The following is a 16,940-nucleotide window of genomic DNA, read 5'->3' on the forward strand; positions in this document are numbered from 1 at the left end:
GGGTCGACGAGGCTGGAGGAGGCGCCGTCCATGGCAGACACAAGGGTGGTCTGGTCCAAGAAGGTTCCGGAGATCTACGGCAAGCTCGACGAGATCGACAAGATCATCGCCGGCCGCCTGGACACGACTCTGCTCGAACTGGTGAAGTTGCGCGCCTCCGTCCTCAACGGCTGTGCGTTCTGCGTGGACCTGCACACGCGTCGGGCGCTCCAGGAGGGCGAGACCCAGCAGCGCCTCTTCCTGGTCCCGACGTGGGTCGAGGCGGAGGGGATCTTCACCGACGTCGAGCGGGCCGCGCTCGCGCTCACCGACGAGATGACCCGTATGGGCGAGCACGGCGTCTCCGACGAGGTCTACGGCGCGGCCGCCGAGCACTTCGACGACGAGCGGCTCGCCGCGCTGATGTCGGCCATCGCGATGATCAACCTGTACAACCGGCTCGCGGTCACCTCGCACCTGCACCCGCGCCGGCGCTGAGATCCGTCGGGCGCGCGTCGGAGCCCGGCGCGCGCCCGACGGGCCGCGCGGCTCCCCGGGAACCCTCCGAAAGACCCGTACGCGCGGGGGACCGACTGCTAGCGTCGGCCGTGTTGCAGGTCACACTCGCGAGGACGCCCCCAGGAGTGCGGATGAGTCCGACCACAGCCACCGTCACCCACCTCCTCCACCGCAACGCCGACACCTGGCCGGGCCGGCCCGCGCTCTCCTGGCGCGAGCCCGGTTCGCCCGACTGGACGACGCTGACCTGGTCGGGTGTGCGCGACCGCGTCGCCGTGCTCGCCGAGGGCTACGCGGCACTGGGCGCGGCCCCCGGAGACCACGTCCTGCTCATGATGGGCAACCGGCCCGAGCACTGGCTCAGCGACCTCGCCCTGGTCCGGGCCGGGGCGGTCACGACCACCGTCTATTCCACCTCCGCGCCCGACCAGGTCCGCCACATCGCCCGGCACTGCCGCGCCCGGCTCGCGGTCGTGGGCGATGCCGCCTCGGCCGGCGTCTGGGAGCGGCTGGTCGCCGATCCCGACACGCCCCTGGAGCGGCTGGTCGTCGTGGAAGGCGCCGACCCCGCGCGGGGGCACGTGCCGTACTCGGAGCTGGCGACCGTGCCCGCGCCCGACCCGGCCGTCACCGACCGTCCCGACCCCGACGACCGGCTCACCGTCGTCTACACCTCCGGCACCACGGGCGAGCCCAAGGGCGTCGTCCTGACCCACCGGCACGTGTTCGACAACGCGACCGCGCTGGACCGGGTCGTCGAACTGCCCGACCACGCCGACCACATCTGCTACCTGCCCCTGGCGCACATCGCCGAGCGCATGCTCGGCCTCTACCTGCCGCTGTTCCGGGCCTCCCATGTGTGGCTGTGCGCGGACCCCCAGGAGCTGCCCGAGGTGCTGCGGCACGTGCGGCCGCCCCAGTTCTTCGGCGTTCCGCGCGTGTGGGAGAAGCTCGCCTCCGCCCTGCGCGCCGGCCTGGACCGGCTCCCCGACGACCGGCGCGCCGCCGTCGACCGGGCCCGCGCCCTGGCCGCCGAGCACGTCGCCCACCGCGAGCGCGGGGAGCGGGTGCCCGCCGAGCTGGACGCGGACTTCCGACGGGCGAAGGAGCAGGTCCTGCGGCCCCTCCTGGCCGCGGCGGGCCTGGACCGGGTGGTCTGGGCGGCCAGCGCGTCGGCGCCCATGCCCCTCGAGGTCGTCCGGTTCTGGGCGGGGATGGGCGTCGCCGTCATGGACGCCTGGGGTCTGACCGAGTCCACCGGCGTGGCCACCGTCAACAGCCCCGTCAGCGGCTTCCGCCTCGGCTCGGTCGGCCGCCCTCTCGACGGGGTCGAGCTGCGCGTGGCCGAGGACGGCGAGGTTCTGCTGCGCGGGGCGACGGTGTTCGAGGGCTACCTGAACCCGGACGGGACGGTCGAACCGGGCACGGACGCCGGGGGCTGGTTCGCCACGGGCGACGTCGGCCGCCGCGACGAGGACGGGTTCGTGTGGATCACCGACCGCAAGAAGGAACTGATCGTCACCTCCCACGGCAAGAACGTGGCCCCCTCCCCGGTCGAGAACGCCCTCAAGGAGCACCCGCTCATCGGACAGGCCTACGTACACGGCGACGGCCGCCCCCACCTGGTCGCCCTGCTCGTCCTGGACCCGGAGACCGCTCCGGCCTGGGCGGCCTCGCACGGCGTCGGCGCCGACGCCCACGACGAGGGCCGGTCCCTGGCCGAGCACCCGGCCGTGCTCGCCGAGGTCGAACGCGCCGTCGCGGCGGCCAACGCCCGGCTCAGCCGCCCCGAACAGGTCAGACGCCACCGGCTGCTGGACCGGGAGTGGGGACCCGGCACGGGGGAGCTGACCCCCGCGCTCAAACTCCGGCGGCGCGTGGTCCGGGACCTGTACCGCGACGAGCTGGCCGCCCTGTACACGCCCTGACCGCGGCGCGCACGCGAGAGCCCCCGCCTCCGGGACCGGAAGCGGGGGCTCTCGCGTGGCAGGGACCGGGTCAGACGGGGTGCCTGCGGTCGCCCGGCCGGGTCGCCTGTCCGGCCTCCTCGGCGGGGGCGGCGGGCTCGGGCTTGGCGTGGGCGGCGCGTCGGCCGCTGCGGTAGGCGGCGCGCTGGTCGTCGGTCATCCGGTCGGCGGCCGCCTCGTCGCGGTCCGCCGCCATCTCGCGGTCCGGCCAGCCGGCGGTCAGCGCGTAGATCACCAGGAGCTCGATGGCGATCGCGACGACCGACCACATCGGCAGCGCCACCAGGAAGGCCAGCTGCGCGAGCGCGTTCACCGCGGCCAGCACGATGCCGAAGACCCGCGCCCACGTGCTGCCGGACAGGATCGCGGCGCCCGCGACCACCAGGACGACACCCCAGCCGCCGAGGAGGAGGCCCCAGGCCCCGTACTCGAGGAAGAGCAGTTCCCCGCCGGCCACGGCGTAGAAGTTGGGAGTCATGAGGGCGACGAGGCCCTGGATGATGTTCACGGCGCCGATCATCATCAGCAGCGTCGCGGCGAAGAACTGCCAGCCGTTGGGTGATCCGGTTCGCATTGCGTGCTCCTCACCAGGCGTCCCGGGGGCCCTCGCGAGCCGGCGCGACGTCCTGTCGGATGCTCTTCGAGCGCGGTTCCGCGCTCCCCACCACATCATCGAACGGCCAACGCCATCGGGGTTCCAGCGGTTGCCCCATATCCGGTCAAGGATGCGCGCGATGGTCGGTGGTCGGGCGCCCCGTCGAAACTACGGTTTTACATAAGTACGTAGATTCGACTACGGTGGCGGTGTGAACGACGAACACGACACCCGGCTGGCCGACCTGGAAGCGCGGGTCGCCGAACTCGAACGCCGCGCGGCGCAGCGGCCCCCGGACACGGGGCCGGCGGCCGCGCCGACGGCCGGGGACGCCTTCTTCGCGCTCAACGCCCTGCGGGAGCACGTCACCGGCCGCGGCGGCGTGGTCTTCGCCGGCCTGGTCCGGGGCGAGGAGGGGGAGGCCGCCGACTCCGCCCTGGAGTGGCAGCAGGGGTTGACCGTGGAAGCGCTCGCCGACCTGGACTGGTCCGAGTGCGCCGCGGCCCTGGACGCCCTGGGCCACCCCGTCCGCCTCTCGTTGCTGCACGCCGTCTGGTCGGGCACCCGCACCGTGGCCGAGCTGGCCGAGCTGTCCGGCTTCGGCACGACCGGCCAGATCTACCACCACATGCACCAGCTCAGCGCCGCGGGCTGGCTCACCACGCTCAAGCGCGGCCACTACGCCGTCCCGCCCGAACGCGTCATCCCGCTGCTGACCGTCCTGGCGGCCGCGGGCGGCGCGAACCGCTCCGCCCCCTGAGGAAGGAGGGACTCCAGGTGCGTTTCCGACCCCTGACCGCCGCGGCCGCCTGCGCGGCCGCCGCCCTGGTCGTCGTGCTCGGCCTGCTCGTGCGGCCCCACACGCCCTCGCTGTCCACCGACGAGTCCGGTGACGCCGCGCTGCTCGACCGCGCCCGGCCGCTCTTCACCGAGGGCGTGTACCACCGGGTCAGCGTCGTCGAGATCGACGGAGGGCGCACCGGACTCGCCCACTTCGGCGCCGACGACACCACCTCCTACGAGATCGGCTCGGTCTCCAAGGCACTGAACGGGCTGCTGCTCGCCGACATGATCGAGCGCGGCGAGGTGTCGGAGGACACCGAGCTCGGCTCACTCCTGGACCTGGACGGAGCCCCGGCGGCGTCGGTCACCCTCGCCGAGCTGGCCGGCCACCGCTCCGGGCTGCCCCGCCTCTCGCCCCGCCCGCGCGACATGGTCGGGGGCTGGGCGGCCGCGGTGACGGGCCGGGACCCCTACCGGTTCGACGTGGACACGCTGGTGGAGCAGGTGGCCGCGGCCGACACCTCCGGCCGCGGCGAGTTCGCCTACTCCAACATGGGCGCGGCCGTCCTCGGCCAGGCCCTCGCGGCCCGCGCCGGGACCGACTACGCCGACCTGCTGCGAGCCCGGGTCCTCGACCCGATGGGCCTGGACGCCACCGTGCTGCCCGTCACCGCGGCCGAACTGCCCGACGGCGCGATCGGGGGCACGAACGACAAGGGCCGCGCGGCCGACCCGTGGCTCGCCCGCGCCTACGCCCCCGCGGGCGGGGTGCGCTCCACCCCGCGCGACATGGCGGAGCTGGTCGGGGGGCTGCTGTTCGACGAGCCGCCGGGCGCCGGGGCCATGGAACCGCGGTGGGAGGACGGCGATGGCGGCCGGGTGGGGCTGGGCTGGTTCGTCGACGAGTACGACGGCACCGACGTCACCTGGCACAACGGCGGCACCGGAGGCTTCTCGACCATGGTCGCCCTGGACCGCGACGGCGGGCGCGCCGTCGTGGTCCTGGCCGACACGGCCACCGGCGTCGAGGACCAGGCGCGGGCCCTGCTGCTGGGGGAGGCGTGATGACGACGACCGTGCAGTACACCGTCGGCGGCCTGCTGGTCCTCGTCGCGGTGGTCATGTCCGCCGAGCTGCTCTTCCGGGCCTGGCGGCACCGGGGTGCCCAGCGCCTCCAGGACCGCTGGGACGCCCTCAACCGGTTCGGTAACGCCCTGCTGATGAGCGTGGTCGCGCTGCTGTCGGTCTCCTGGACGGTGTTCCCAGAGGGCCTGTGGTACCTGCTGGTCGCCCTGCTCGCGGCCGCGACCGCCGGCACGGTACTGCGCTGGCCCGACCTGGCCTGGCGGTCCGACGCCGCGAAGGCCGGCGCGCAGCGGGCCTCGGCCCTGGGAACACTGGTGTTCGCGGCCGTGGCGGTCGCGGTGCTGGTCGTCGTCCTGGTCTGAGCGCGGACCCGCCGTGCCGGCCGCCGCTGTGCGGGCCGGCACGGCGGCGCCGGTCAGGCGAACGCGTCCACGCCCGTCAGCTCCGCGGAGAACCGCCACAGGCGGGCGGCCTGCTCGGGGTCGACGGCGTGGTCGCTCACTCCGGGGCGGTCGGGGTCGGTGCCGGCCAGGACGGCCACGTCCACGTCCTCGCAGTACACGCCGCCCATCCCGGCCAGATCCGGTGAGGTGGCCGCCCACACCTGGGTGGCGGCGCCCTGTTCCGGCGTCTTGAACGTCGGGTCGGCCACGTTGCCCTCCTCGTCGATCCAGCCCTTGGCGACCATCTCGTCCCTCGTCATGTGGCGCTGGAGCGGGGTGAGGATCGCGCCCGGGTGCAGGGAGAAGGCCCGCACACCGGTGTCGGCGCCGCGCCGGTCGGCCTCGACGGCGAACAGGGCGTTGGCCATCTTGGACTGTTGGTAGGCGGCCCACCGGTCGTACCCCCGCGCGAACCAGGGGTCGTCCCAGCGGATCGACGACCCGTGGTGCCCGCCCGACGACACGGACACCACGCGGGCGCCCGTGCCGTCGCTGAGGGCGGGCCAGAGGCGGTTGACCAGGGCGAAGTGGCCCAGGTGGTTGGTGGCGAACTGGTACTCCCAGCCCTGTCCCACCACCTGGTGGGGGCAGGCCATCACGCCGGCGTTGTTGATGAGGACGTCGATGGACCGGCCGCTCGCCAGGAAGCGGTCCGCGAAGGCGGCCACGCTGTCCAGGTCGGCCAGGTCCAGGCTCTCGACCTCCACGCCCGCGAGGCCGTCCAGGCCCGCACGCGCGCTCTCGAGGCGCCGGGCCGGCACGACGACGCGGGCGCCCGCGTCGGCCAGCGCCCGGGTCGTCTCCAGGCCGATGCCCGAGTACCCGCCGGTCACGATCGCGAGCCGCCCGGTCAGGTCGATGCCCTCCAGGACCTCGCGGGCGGTGCTGTGCGCGCCGAATCCGGAACCGATCGGCTTCTGTGGTGTCGTCATGTGCGTCACCGTAGGACCTGGAGCGCGCTCCAGGTCAAGACGAGTAGCATCGGCTCGACCCGGCCCGGGACCGGGGCGGCCACCGAGGGGACGGCATGGGCGAGACCGGCAGCGGCAGCGACGACGAGAGCGCCGGAGGTGGCACGGCGCCGACCGGCCGGCGGCCCACGATGGCCGACGTCGCCGCGCGTGTCGGGGTCTCACGCCAGCTCGTGTCCCTGGTGATGAACGACAGCCCCGGGCCGAGCGCGCCGACCCGCCAGCGGATCCTGCAGGCCGCGGAGGAGCTCGGCTACCGGGCGGACAAGGCCGCCCGCATGCTGCGCCGCGCGCGCAGCCGTCAGGTGGGCGTCCTCTTCACCATGGAGCACCCGCTCGACGTCCACCTGGTCGAGGCGGTCTACCCGGCGGCGGCCGCCCTCGACTACGGCGTCGTGCTGAGCGCGCTGCTGGCCACCCGCGGGGAGCGGGAGGCGATCGACGACCTCCTGGGCCTGCGCTGCGAGGCCCTGATCCTCATCGGCCTGTCCGCCGCCGCCCCCTCCGACCTGGCCACGGTCGCCGAACGCGTCCCCGTCGTGGAGATCGGCCAGCGCACGGGGGCCGAGGGCACCGACAGCGTCCGCACCGCCGACGCCGACGGTGTGCGCAAGGCGGTCGACCACCTGGCCGCCCTGGGGCACCGCCGCATCGCCCACGTGGACGGCGGCCTCCTGCCGGGCGCCCCCGAGCGGGCCGGCGGCTACCTCGACGGGATGCGCGCCCACGGACTGGCGGCGCTGGCCGACGTGCTCCCGGGCGACTACTCCGAGGAGTCCGGGGCGCGGGCCGCGCGGGCCCTGCTCGCGCGCGAGGTCCTGCCCTCCGCCGTCATCACGGGCAACGACCAGTCCGCCCTCGGGCTGGTGGAGACGTTCGTGCGCGCGAACGTGCGGGTGCCGCAGGACGTGTCGGTCGTCGGCTACGACGACAGCCGCACCGCCCGGCTGTCCTTCCTGGACCTGACGTCCGTGCGCCAGGACGCGGCCCTGATGGCGGGGCTGGCGGTGCGCGCGGCGGCCGAACGGCTCGACGACGGGCGCACGCGCAGCGCGCACCTGGTGCTGGAGCCCGAACTCGCCGTCCGGAACAGCACGGCCCCTCCGCGCCCCGGCCTGGGCTGACCGGCCGCGAGCGAGATCACAGCCCCACGGCTTGGGTTCGGCGGGGTGCGGGTGACACCCTGGAGTTAGCACGTGCCAAACGACCGTGCCCGATGCCTGACCGACGCCCCCCGATCACCGCATCCCCGCTTCCTCCTGACCTTCGCGCCGCGCGCGAGAAAGGCACCGTCATGCCTCTGGCCCTGTTCGCCCTGGCTCTCGGGGCGTTCGCCATCGGTACCACCGAGTTCGTGATCATGGGCCTGCTGCCCGAGGTGGCCCGTGACCTGGACGTCCCCATCTCGACGGCCGGCTACCTCATCTCCGCCTACGCCGGGGGCGTGGTGGTGGGCGCGCCCCTGCTCACCGCGCTGAGCACCCGGCTGCCGCGCAAGACCGTGCTGCTGCTGTTCATGGGCGTCTTCCTGGTCGGCAACCTCGCGACCGTCGTCGCCGACTCCTACGGCGCCGTCTTCGCCGCCCGGGTGCTGGCCGGCCTTCCGCACGGCGCCTTCCTGGGGGTGGGCGCGCTGGTGGCCGCCTACATGGCGGGGCCGGACCGCAGGGCCACCGCCGTCGCCCGGATGTTCCTGGGCCTGACCATCGCCAACATCGTCGGCGTGCCCGCCGGGACCTTCCTCGGCCAGTTCATGGGCTGGCGCGCGGCGTTCCTGGCCGTCGTGGCGATCAGCGCGCTGGCGATCGTCGCCATCGCGGTGTTCGTGCCCAGGCTGCCCGCGCCCCCCGGCGGCGGCCTCAGGGGCGAGATGGCCGCGCTCGGCGACCGCCAGGTCCTGCTCGGACTGCTGACCGCGGTGTTCGGCTTCGCCGGTGTGTTCGCCGTCTACAGCTACATCTCGCCGATGATGACCGAGCTGGCCGGGATGTCCCCGGGAGGGGTCCCGCTGATCCTGGCGCTCTTCGGGACCGGGATGACCCTGGGCTCGCTCGTGGTGGGCCCGCTGGCCGACCGGGCGCTGCGGCCCACCATCTTCGGTGCGCTGGCCTCCCTGGCCGTGGTGCTGGTGGTGTTCTCCTTCACCGTGCACAACCCCTGGACCGCCGCGGCCACCGTCGTGGTGCTGGGCGCGGTCGGGTTCGGCGTGGCCACCCCGTTGCAGGTCCTGGTGATGAACAAGGCCGACCGGGCGCCGACGATGGCCTCGGCCTCCAACCACTCCGCCTTCAACCTCGCCAACGCCGGGGGAGCCTGGCTGGGCGGCGTCGGGATCGGCATGGGCCTGGGCCTCACCTCGCCCGCGCTGATCGGCGCGGTCCTGGCCGTGGTCGGCCTGGGGATCGCGGTGACGGCCTCCCTGCTGGACCGGCCCGCCGCCGGGGCGGGCGGCACGGACGCGCCGCTGGTGGAGGCCGCCGCCACCGAGTGAGGCCCGGCCGCGGTCGGGGGCGGTGACGGTCTCAGACCGGACCCGCGTCCCCGACCCGGCGGGCGAGGATCCCGGCCAAGGTCCGACAGCCGCGTCGCAGGTCGGTGGGGTGGGCCGTCCCGTAACCGAGGACCAGCCCGTGCACGGGCGCTGTGCCCCGGGTGGTCCGGGCCAGGTCGTCGACCAGGAGACCGTGCGCGGCGGCCTCGGCCACCACGGGCGCGACGGCCTCCGCCGGGAGCGGCAGGGCCACGTGCAGACCCGCGGTGTCCCCGGTCAGGTACGGCCCCAGGAACTCCTTGACGACACTGCGGCGGCGGGCGTACTCCCGCCGCATCCGGCGCAGGTGCCGGTCCAGGTCGCCGCGCTCCAGGAGCAGCGCCGTGGCCGCCTGGGCCGGCCCGCTGGTGCGGTCCGACAGGCTCCGGCGCACCTCCGCCACCCGCCGCAGCAGGTCGGGTTCGGCCACGAGCCATCCCACACCCAGGTCGGGGGAGAGGGTCTTGGACAGCGTGCCGAGCAGCACCACGTGACCGGGGTCGAGCCCGTACAGGGCGGGCAGCGGGGCGACGTCGTAGCGGAACTCGGAGTCGTAGTCGTCCTCGATCACCATGGCGCCCGTCTCCCGCGCCCAGGCCAGCAGGCGTTCGCGCCGGGGGATGGGCAGCCGTCCGCCGAGCGGGTACTGGTGCGCGGGCGTGGTGTAGACGACCGACAGGTCCCGTGGCAGGTCGGCGACCACGATGCCGTCGTGGTCGACCGGGCACGGGACGGTCGTGGCCCCGCGCGCCCCGAGGACGGCCGCGGCCCGCGGATACCCGGGGTCCTCCACGCCCGCCCGCGTGCCCGGCCCGAGCAGGGTGGCCCCCACCAGGTCCAGCCCGTTGCCGGTGCTCCGGGTGACCAGGACGTTCTCCGGCCCCACCCGGATACCGCGGGCGCGGCGCAGGTGGTCGGCCAGCAGCGCGCGCAGCCGGGGCAGCCCGTGGGGGTCGGGGTCGTCGTCCGGCGGCTGCTCGGCCGCGTGCCGCCAGGCGCGGCGCCAGGCGGCGAGGTCGTGGTCGCGGACCCAGGGCGCGCCCGGGCGCAGGTCGACCAGGCCGCGTCGGCGCGCCTCGTGCCGTGACCACCGGACGGTCTCCACCGACCCCGGGGACGTGTGCGCCGGGGGCAGCGGCCGGGGGACGGCCGCCGCGGGCGCCGGACCCGCGTTCTCCGCGACGAACGTGCCCGATCCGTGGCGGCCGTCGAGCCAGCCCTCCGCGTACAGCTGCTGGTAGGCCTCGGTGACCACGGTCCGGCTCACGCCGAGTTCGGCGGCGAGCGCACGGGAGGAGGGCAGTCGGGAGCCAGGGATGAGGACCCCCTCGGCCATGGCCGCGCGCAGCTGGTCGGAGAGCTGGGCGGCGAGCGGGACCCCGGCGCCGCGGTCCAGCCGCACGGGCGGCTCGGTCGTGTGGCGGGTCAAAGTGGTCTTCCGTTTTCATCGAGAAGTGGCCATGGGCGCAGTATCCACTTCTTCCTAGGCTGACACACATGCTCTCCACGACAGAACGCACCCGACTGGGGCGCGCCAAGCACAAGGCCGGGACCGACCGCCAGGAGCTCTACGACCTCCTCGACACCGGGATGGTCTGCCACCTCGGCGTCGTCGTCCGCGGCGCCCCCATGGTGGTCCCCACCTGCTACGGGCGCGTCGGCGACACCCTCTACGTGCACGGCTCCACCGGCGCGCGGTCGCTGCGCGCCCCGGGCGAGGTGTGCGTCACCGTGACCCACCTGGACGGGATCGTCCTGGCCCGCTCCGTGTTCCACCACTCCGTCAACCACCGCTCGGCGATGATCTACGGTACGCCCCGCGAGGTCACCGACGAGGCGGAGCACCTGGCGGCGCTGCGGGCCGTGACCGAGCAGCTCGCGCCCGGCCAGTGGGGCGCGGTCCGCCCGCCCACCGCCAAGGAGCTCGCCGCCACGCGCGTGCTCGCGCTGTCGCTGGAGGAGGCCTCGGTCAAGGTCCGGACCGGTCCGCCCGCCGACGACGAGGAGGACTACGCCCTGCCGACCTGGGCGGGCGTGCTCCCGGTCCGCCAGGTGTTCGGCGCGCCCGAGCCCGACCCCGTCCTGGCCGAGGGCATCGGGGTGCCCGCCCACATCGCCGGCCGCTCGTCATAGCGCGTCGCGACCGCTGCGCGGCCGTCAGGCGTAGCGCTCGTCGACACCGATGGCGCCGACCCCGGTGCTGAAGACGGAACACCTCCCCTGGGACTGGCCGGAGGTCCCGGGCCGCAGGGTGACCCAGTTGCCGTTCACGTCCGGGGCCCAGCCGCAGACGACCACGGCACGGAACTTCATGGTGCGGTCGGTGTTGTTGGTGCAGAAGGCGATGCCCACGTGGTCGTCGTTGTGGTGGCGGAACGTGTCGCAGTTCAGCACCAGGGCGGAGGCCTGGGCGGGGGTCAGGAGGGTGGCCAGGACGACTGCCGCGGCCCCGACCGCGGCGGTGCGGCCAAGGCGGGAGAGGAGGGACATGTGTTTCCTTCCACGAAAGGTGAACCTGCTGTGGCACAGTCACTACTCAGTGTGCCTGTCGCTGGTGTTTCCTTCCGGAGGGTCCGGCAACCCCGAGGACCCGTGTTTTCCCGTACCTGGCCGGCCAGGTTCTCCCGAACCCCTGTCGCCAGGTCGCCACGAGCACGAACGAGACCACGACCAGCAGTGACCAGGCCCCGAGCTTGGACACGTGCACCATCTCCCACGCCTGTTCCTGGTGGGGATAGCTCCAGGCGCCGAGCAGGGTGGACACGTTCTCCGCGACCCACAGGAACAGGCCGATGAGCAGGAAGGACAGCGACAGCGGCATCCGGTACCGCGCCTCGCCGACCGTGTAGTGCACCCACGTGCGCCAGGTAACAGCGACCAGCGCGACCGCCAACCACGCCCGCACGTCCGGCAGCCAGTGGTGGGTGAAGAAGTTGGCGTAGATCAGGACGGCCACCGCCGTCGTGGCCACGGGCCGGTAGTCGGTCAGTCCCAGGTCGAGCAGCCGCCAGGCGCGCACGACGTACGAGCCGACCGCCGCGTACATGAACCCGCTGTAGAGCGGTACACCGCCGATCTTGGTCCAGGCGTCGCCGGGGTAGGACCACGAGCCCACGTGTACCTTGAACAGCTCCAGCGCCAGGCCCACCACGTGGAACCCGAGGATGGCCAGCACCTCGCGGCCCGTCTCCAGCCGCAGCAGCCAGAACGCCGCGGTCAGGGCGATCCCGTAGAGCAGCAGGGCGTCGTAGCGGGGGATCGGCAGGGGCACGACGGCGCTCAGCGCGAGTCCGGCGAAGATGCCCACGGCGAAGGCGCAGGCGCGCGCCTGCGCCCAGCCGAACCGGAGGAGCTGGCCGGCGCCGTGGCCCACGAGTGGCCAGGGGGCGGTTCGGGTGGAGGTCATGGGATGTGGGACGTCCGCCGGCCTCCCCGGGTTCGCCGCCGGGCCGCCCTCAGGCTCGCGGCGCGGTCAGCACCTCGGTGCCGTGCCCGTGCCCGTGCACGTGTGCTCCGGCCACGTCCCAGCCGGGGAAGGGGTCGGCCAGGTCCGTCCACGGCCCCGCCAACTCCTCGTCGGTGAGCAGGCAGGCGCGCAGGCTCGCGGCCAGCGCGTCACCGCGCAGCCCCGTGCCGATGAACACCAGTTCCTGCCGGGGGACGACGGCCTCGGCGTCCTCGTCGTCGGGCAGCCCGAGCAGGTGGGCGTCCGCGGGGTCCCAGGCGCCGGAGGGCTCGAACCGCGCCACGGGACCGGCCTGCGACCACATCCCGGTGACGCGGTGGCGCGTGGCCAACCAGAAGAAGCCCTTCGAGCGCAGCAGAGTGCCGAACTCGCCGGAGTCGAGGCGCTCGGAGACCAGTGACCACAGGCGTTCGGGGTGGAAGGGCCGGTCGGCGCGGAAGACCGTGCTGGAGATGCCGTACTCCTCGGTCTCGGGCACGTGGTCGCCGTTGAGCTCGGCCGCCCAGCCCGGCGCCCGCGAGGCGCGCTCCAGGTCGAACAGGCCGGTGCCCACGATCTCGCCGACGCCCACGCGGCCGTGCTCGGAGCGCAGCACCCGGGCCAGGGGGTTCAGCCGGCGCAGGGCGGCCTCGACCTCGTCGGCGTCCCGGGCGGTGACGAGGTCGGTCTTGTTGAGCACCAGGACGTCGGCGAACTCCACCTGGTCGATGAGCAGGTCGCTGACCGTGCGCTCGTCGTCCTCGTAGGCGTCGAGGCCGCGCGAGAGCAGGTCGTCGCCCTGGCGCAGTTCGCGCAGGAAGCCGGCGGCGTCGACGACGGACACCATGGTGTCGAGGCGGGCCCGGTCCATCAGGCGGGTTCCGTCCAGGCCGGGGAAGGCGAAGGTGGCCGCCACGGGCATGGGCTCGGAGATGCCGCTGGACTCGATGAGCAGGTAGTCGAACCGGCCCTCGTCGGCGAGCCGGCCGACCTCGTCCAGCAGGTCGTCGCGCAGGGTGCAGCAGATGCAGCCGTTGGTCATCTCGACCAGGCGCTCGTCGGTCCGTGAGAGCGCGCCGCCGTCGCGCACCAGCCCGGCGTCGATGTTGACCTCGCTCATGTCGTTGACGATCACCGCCACCCGCAGGCCGTCGCGGTTGCCCAGGACGTGGTTGAGCAGGGTGGTCTTGCCCGCGCCGAGGAAGCCGGAGAGCACGGTGACGGGCAGCGCCGGGCCCGCCTCGGGTTGTGTGGAAATGGTTTTCATTCTCCTAGGTTAGCCGCTCCGCCGATCGGATCGGCTGGCCGCATTGCGGACTCGGGTGGGGCCGGTATTGCCTGTTTCGCGCGGGGCACCGTCCGTCTTCACGCACGGTGGGCGGGTGTCTCCGAGGGGCTCGCCCGCCACGGCCCCACCTCGGGTTTCGCGGTGTCTTCGCAGCTCACGGTGGTCGTATCTGTTCCGCAGTGGAGTGTTCACCATGCGTGTCGGCCCCCGGTCGCGCCCGTGCGCGGTGGCGCCGAACGGTGCCGGCGCGCACGCGGATCGGGTGGATCTTCCGGAACCGGTTGTGCCGCCCATGGGGCGTCCCTAGTGTGATCCACGGTTCACGGAGCGTTCGTCCTCGCAGGCCAGTGAGGGTGGTCGGCGCACGTGGACGCGTACGCGCAACCCTCTTCCTCCCTTGCCCCGTGGTCGGTCGCACGTCAGGACGGCTACGCGGCGTGGGTACGCGACTACCACGAGGAGACACAGCGGATGTCGATCGACGTAGGTCCCGAGACCCGGAACGGTCAGCAGCGGAGTCTGGCGACCGCGGCCGCCCGGAACCTGGCGACCACCACCAAGTCCGCACCGCAGATGCAGGGGAAGAGTTCCCGCTGGCTGCAGAGGATGCTGCCCTGGGTGCAGACCGAGGGCGGCGCCTACCGCGTCAACCGCCGCCTCAGCTACACCATCGGTGACGGCCGCATCCAGTTCAACCAGACCGGCGCCGACGTCCAGGTCATCCCCCAGGAGCTCGGCGAGCTGGCGCTGCTGTCCGGGTTCGACGACGTGGGCGTGCTCAGCGAGCTGGCCGGGCGCTTCACCCAGCGCGAGTTCGAGCCCGGTGACGTGCTGGCCCACGAGGGCAGGCCCGCCGACCACCTCTACCTCCTGGCGCACGGCCGGGTCCACAAGACCACCGAGGGCCCCTACGGCGACCCCACGCGGATCGGCGTCATGGCCGACGGCGAGCAGTTCGGCGACCACGGCCTGCTCAACCCGGACGCGACCTGGGACTGCACCGTCAAGGCCGCCACCGCCGGCACCCTCCTGGAGCTGCCCCGCCAGGAGTTCACCGCCGTCGTGGACTCCTCTCCGAGCCTGCGCGCCCACATCGAGCGCTTCCTGTCCCGCCCGCTCAACGGGCAGAACAGGGCCGGCGAGGCCGACATCGCCCTGCTCTCCGGCCACGTCGGCGAGCCCGCCCTGCCCGGCACCTTCGTCGACTACGAGCTCCGGCCCCGCGAGTACGAGTTGAGCGTGGCCCAGACGGTCCTGCGCGTCCACACCAGGGTCGCCGACCTCTACAACAAGCCGATGAACCAGACCGAGCAGCAGCTGCGGCTGACCATCGAGGCCCTGCGCGAGCGCCAGGAGAACGAACTCGTCAACAACCGCGAGTTCGGCCTGCTGTACAACTGCGACTACAACCAGCGCATCCACACCGACAACGGCGCGCCCAGCCCCGACTGCCTGGACGACCTGCTGAGCATGCGCCGCAACACGCAGTACATGTTCGCCCACCCCAGCGCCATCGCCGCCTTCGGCAAGGAGTGCAACAAGCGGGGCATCACCATGGGCACCGTCGAGGTCGGCGGCCACCACCTGCCCGCCTGGCGCGGCGTCCCCCTCCTGCCCTGCGGCAAGATCCCCGTCACCGAGCACCACACGTCGTCGATCATCGCCATCCGGACCGGCGAGGACAACGAGGGCGTCATCGGCCTGCACGCGACCGGCCTGCCCGACGAGGTCGAGCCCGGGCTCAACGCGCGCTTCATGGGCATCGACGACCAGGCGATCATCTCCTACCTGGTCAGCACCTACTACTCGGCGGCCGTCCTCGTCCCCGACGCCATCGGCATCCTGGAGAACGTCGAGGTCCGCCCGCGTGCCTGATCCCCGCCCGACACTGCCAGTGAAGGAGGGCTGAGACGGTGTCACTGCTGTCGCGGATGTCCGCCTCCGCCGCCACGCACGACGTGGCGGCCCTGGTGGACGCCCTGATGTCGAACCCGCTGCGCCCGGGCTCGCCGGACCTGCTGGTGCCCGGCCCGCCGTCGGCCCGGGTGTCCGAACCGCCGCGGCCGGGCGCCCAGGCCCCGGCGGGCGCGGTCGCGGCCGCGCCGCGGCTGCCCACCGGGCCCTCCGGCCTGGGGACCGCCGCGGCCCGGGCCCTGCTGCCCGACCCCCCGGTCGCGCCGCCGGCGCCGGTGCCCGACCCGGTTCCGCTGGGCGCGGGCTCGCCGTGGCTGCCCCAGCCCCCCTCGGGTGCCGGGACCGCCGCCGTGCGCGTGCTGGGCCACCGGGCTCCGCCCGAGCCGGCGGACACCGCCGATGACAACGCCGTCCCCGCGCTGTACTGCCCTCCGGCCGTGCGCGACGACCGCGCCCTGGGCGAGGAGGTCGACGAACGGCTGGTCGGGTGGGCCGAGGAGGTGGGGATCTACCCCGGCAAGCTCGACATGATCCGCCGGGCGGAGTTCGGCCGGCTGATCATGCTCGCCCACCCCGAGACCGACGATCCCGAACGGCTGCTGGCCGCGGCCAGGTGCGCCCTGGCCGAGTGGTCCGTCGACGACCACTACGTCGACGGCGAGGTGGAGGAGTCCCGGCCGGAACTCCTCGGCCAGCGGCTGGCGATCGCCCACTCGGTCATCGACCAGGCGCACATCTCGCGCGAGTACGCGCCCGAGCTGGAGAGGGTCGTGCGGGCGGACCCCGTCATGCGCGCCCTGCGCTCGGCCCTGGGCAAGCTCGCCGACCACGCGACGTGGACGCAGGTGCGCCGGCTGCGCCACGAGCTGGGCATCATGTTCGTCGCCTACAACCAGGAGGGCGTCTGGGGGAACACCGGTCAGAGGCCACCGGTGTGGGAGTTCCTGATGCACCGCCACGAGAACAGCTTCGTGCCCTGCATGGTGCTCATCGACGCGGTCGCCGGATACGAGCTGCCCATGGAGGAGTTCGCCGACCCCCGGGTGCGGCGCGTGTTCACCATGGCGGGCTCGGCCACCGTCATCGTCAACGACCTGTACTCCATGGGCAAGGAGGGCCCCGACGACACCAGCCTGCCCAGGCTGATCGCCGAGGAGGACGGATGCACGATGCGTGAGGCGGTCGAGCGCACCGTGCGCATCCACGACGAGATGATGCACACCGTCGAGTCCGAGGCGGCCGCCCTGGCCCTCACCGGATCACCGCAGCTGGGCCGGTTCCTGGCCGGGCTGTGGGCCTGGTGCGGCGGCAGCCGGGAGTGGCACGCCACCAGCGGCCGCTACCACGCGGACCAGTCCGCCTGATCCGGCCCCGGCCCCTGCCCCGGCCACCACCCCACCCACGCCGTACACCCACCCGG

16 protein-coding genes are annotated in these 16,940 nt (G+C 73.6%); 10 read left to right on the plus strand and 6 right to left on the minus strand.

Going from position 1 to position 16,940, the window contains the following annotated elements; all coding sequences use genetic code 11:
• The first annotated feature begins 30 nt into the window (after nt 1–30).
• Nucleotides 31–477: a carboxymuconolactone decarboxylase family protein gene (locus tag HNR10_RS24515; RefSeq protein WP_179827399.1), complete on the plus strand. Its 447-nt coding sequence runs from the start codon at nt 31–33 to the stop codon at nt 475–477.
• Between the two features lie 152 nt (nt 478–629).
• Complete coding sequence (locus HNR10_RS24520) at nt 630–2,426, plus strand: AMP-dependent synthetase/ligase (RefSeq protein WP_179827401.1); 1,797 nt, start codon at nt 630–632, stop codon at nt 2,424–2,426.
• A gap of 70 nt (nt 2,427–2,496) precedes the next feature.
• Here HNR10_RS24520 and HNR10_RS24525 read toward each other — a convergent pair whose 3' ends face one another.
• On the minus strand, nt 2,497–3,039 hold the full coding sequence (locus tag HNR10_RS24525; RefSeq protein WP_179827403.1) for a DUF7144 family membrane protein: 543 nt from the start codon (nt 3,037–3,039) through the stop codon (nt 2,497–2,499).
• A gap of 232 nt (nt 3,040–3,271) precedes the next feature.
• Between HNR10_RS24525 and HNR10_RS24530 the strand changes: the two genes are divergently transcribed.
• The 3 genes from HNR10_RS24530 to HNR10_RS24540 are packed head-to-tail and all read left to right on the plus strand — an operon-like array spanning nt 3,272 to nt 5,291.
• Nucleotides 3,272–3,820: an ArsR/SmtB family transcription factor gene (locus tag HNR10_RS24530; protein ID WP_179827405.1), complete on the plus strand. Its 549-nt coding sequence runs from the start codon at nt 3,272–3,274 to the stop codon at nt 3,818–3,820.
• Between the two features lie 17 nt (nt 3,821–3,837).
• Entirely contained in the window at nt 3,838–4,908 is a 1,071-nt protein-coding gene (locus HNR10_RS24535; protein ID WP_179827406.1) for a serine hydrolase domain-containing protein, read from the plus strand.
• The gene (locus tag HNR10_RS24540) at nt 4,908–5,291 is read left to right on the plus strand and encodes a hypothetical protein (RefSeq protein ID WP_179827408.1); all 384 of its coding nucleotides are present in this window, start codon (nt 4,908–4,910) and stop codon (nt 5,289–5,291) included. Before HNR10_RS24535 ends, HNR10_RS24540 begins: the two co-directional genes overlap by 1 nt.
• 53 nt (nt 5,292–5,344) lie before the next feature.
• On the opposite strand, the gene HNR10_RS24545 is transcribed toward HNR10_RS24540, so the two are convergent.
• Nucleotides 5,345–6,304 (minus strand): SDR family NAD(P)-dependent oxidoreductase, encoded by a 960-nt coding sequence (locus HNR10_RS24545; protein WP_179827410.1) that lies wholly within the window; start codon nt 6,302–6,304, stop codon nt 5,345–5,347.
• Between the two features lie 170 nt (nt 6,305–6,474).
• On the opposite strand from HNR10_RS24545, the gene HNR10_RS24550 reads away from it, so the two are divergent.
• Both HNR10_RS24550 and HNR10_RS24555 read left to right on the plus strand, forming a co-directional pair.
• A complete protein-coding gene (locus HNR10_RS24550) occupies nt 6,475–7,467 on the plus strand; it encodes a LacI family DNA-binding transcriptional regulator (RefSeq protein WP_179829942.1) in 993 nt (330 codons plus the stop codon).
• 170 nt (nt 7,468–7,637) lie between these two features.
• Nucleotides 7,638–8,834 carry an MFS transporter gene (locus tag HNR10_RS24555; protein WP_179827412.1) on the plus strand — a complete coding sequence of 399 codons (1,197 nt, stop codon included), beginning with the start codon at nt 7,638–7,640 and terminating at the stop codon, nt 8,832–8,834.
• Nucleotides 8,835–8,865: 31 nt separating this feature from the next.
• On the opposite strand, the gene pdxR is transcribed toward HNR10_RS24555, so the two are convergent.
• A complete protein-coding gene (pdxR, locus tag HNR10_RS24560) occupies nt 8,866–10,302 on the minus strand; it encodes a MocR-like pyridoxine biosynthesis transcription factor PdxR (RefSeq protein ID WP_179827414.1) in 1,437 nt (478 codons plus the stop codon).
• 68 nt (nt 10,303–10,370) lie between these two features.
• On the opposite strand from pdxR, the gene HNR10_RS24565 reads away from it, so the two are divergent.
• On the plus strand, nt 10,371–11,006 hold the full coding sequence (locus HNR10_RS24565) for a pyridoxamine 5'-phosphate oxidase family protein (protein WP_179827416.1): 636 nt from the start codon (nt 10,371–10,373) through the stop codon (nt 11,004–11,006).
• 24 nt (nt 11,007–11,030) lie between these two features.
• Here HNR10_RS24565 and HNR10_RS24570 read toward each other — a convergent pair whose 3' ends face one another.
• From HNR10_RS24570 to HNR10_RS24580, 3 genes are read right to left on the minus strand one after another with little or no spacing between them, the layout of a single operon-like run.
• Nucleotides 11,031–11,363 carry a hypothetical protein gene (locus tag HNR10_RS24570; protein ID WP_179827419.1) on the minus strand — a complete coding sequence of 111 codons (333 nt, stop codon included), beginning with the start codon at nt 11,361–11,363 and terminating at the stop codon, nt 11,031–11,033.
• 46 nt (nt 11,364–11,409) lie between these two features.
• Nucleotides 11,410–12,279: a DUF817 domain-containing protein gene (locus HNR10_RS24575; protein WP_179827420.1), complete on the minus strand. Its 870-nt coding sequence runs from the start codon at nt 12,277–12,279 to the stop codon at nt 11,410–11,412.
• 49 nt (nt 12,280–12,328) lie between these two features.
• Nucleotides 12,329–13,585: a GTP-binding protein gene (locus tag HNR10_RS24580; protein ID WP_179827421.1), complete on the minus strand. Its 1,257-nt coding sequence runs from the start codon at nt 13,583–13,585 to the stop codon at nt 12,329–12,331.
• Between the two features lie 492 nt (nt 13,586–14,077).
• Here HNR10_RS24580 and HNR10_RS24585 point away from each other — a divergent pair, with 492 nt between their 5' ends.
• Together HNR10_RS24585 and HNR10_RS24590 are read left to right on the plus strand one after the other, a co-directional pair.
• Nucleotides 14,078–15,481: a family 2B encapsulin nanocompartment shell protein gene (locus HNR10_RS24585; RefSeq protein WP_179827422.1), complete on the plus strand. Its 1,404-nt coding sequence runs from the start codon at nt 14,078–14,080 to the stop codon at nt 15,479–15,481.
• A gap of 38 nt (nt 15,482–15,519) precedes the next feature.
• Entirely contained in the window at nt 15,520–16,884 is a 1,365-nt protein-coding gene (locus tag HNR10_RS24590; protein ID WP_179827423.1) for a family 2 encapsulin nanocompartment cargo protein terpene cyclase, read from the plus strand.
• Nucleotides 16,885–16,940 lie beyond the last annotated feature (56 nt).

Origin of the sequence: Nocardiopsis aegyptia (assembly GCF_013410755.1) — a bacterium.
Classification (GTDB): Bacteria; Actinomycetota; Actinomycetes; order Streptosporangiales; family Streptosporangiaceae; genus Nocardiopsis; species Nocardiopsis aegyptia.

Excerpts from the sequence above, each read along its gene's own strand:
- HNR10_RS24515 (WP_179827399.1), top strand. The coding sequence starts at position 31 with ATGGCAGACACAAGGGTGGTCTGGTCCAAGAAGGTTCCGGAGATCTAC.
- HNR10_RS24520 (WP_179827401.1), top strand. The coding sequence starts at position 630 with ATGAGTCCGACCACAGCCACCGTCACCCACCTCCTCCACCGCAACGCC.
- HNR10_RS24525 (WP_179827403.1), bottom strand. The coding sequence starts at position 3,039 with ATGCGAACCGGATCACCCAACGGCTGGCAGTTCTTCGCCGCGACGCTG.
- HNR10_RS24540 (WP_179827408.1), top strand. The coding sequence starts at position 4,908 with ATGACGACGACCGTGCAGTACACCGTCGGCGGCCTGCTGGTCCTCGTC.
- HNR10_RS24545 (WP_179827410.1), bottom strand. The coding sequence starts at position 6,304 with ATGACGACACCACAGAAGCCGATCGGTTCCGGATTCGGCGCGCACAGC.
- HNR10_RS24550 (WP_179829942.1), top strand. The coding sequence starts at position 6,475 with ATGGCCGACGTCGCCGCGCGTGTCGGGGTCTCACGCCAGCTCGTGTCC.
- HNR10_RS24555 (WP_179827412.1), top strand. The coding sequence starts at position 7,638 with ATGCCTCTGGCCCTGTTCGCCCTGGCTCTCGGGGCGTTCGCCATCGGT.
- HNR10_RS24565 (WP_179827416.1), top strand. The coding sequence starts at position 10,371 with ATGCTCTCCACGACAGAACGCACCCGACTGGGGCGCGCCAAGCACAAG.
- HNR10_RS24570 (WP_179827419.1), bottom strand. The coding sequence starts at position 11,363 with ATGTCCCTCCTCTCCCGCCTTGGCCGCACCGCCGCGGTCGGGGCCGCG.
- HNR10_RS24575 (WP_179827420.1), bottom strand. The coding sequence starts at position 12,279 with ATGACCTCCACCCGAACCGCCCCCTGGCCACTCGTGGGCCACGGCGCC.
- HNR10_RS24580 (WP_179827421.1), bottom strand. The coding sequence starts at position 13,585 with ATGAAAACCATTTCCACACAACCCGAGGCGGGCCCGGCGCTGCCCGTC.
- HNR10_RS24585 (WP_179827422.1), top strand. The coding sequence starts at position 14,078 with ATGTCGATCGACGTAGGTCCCGAGACCCGGAACGGTCAGCAGCGGAGT.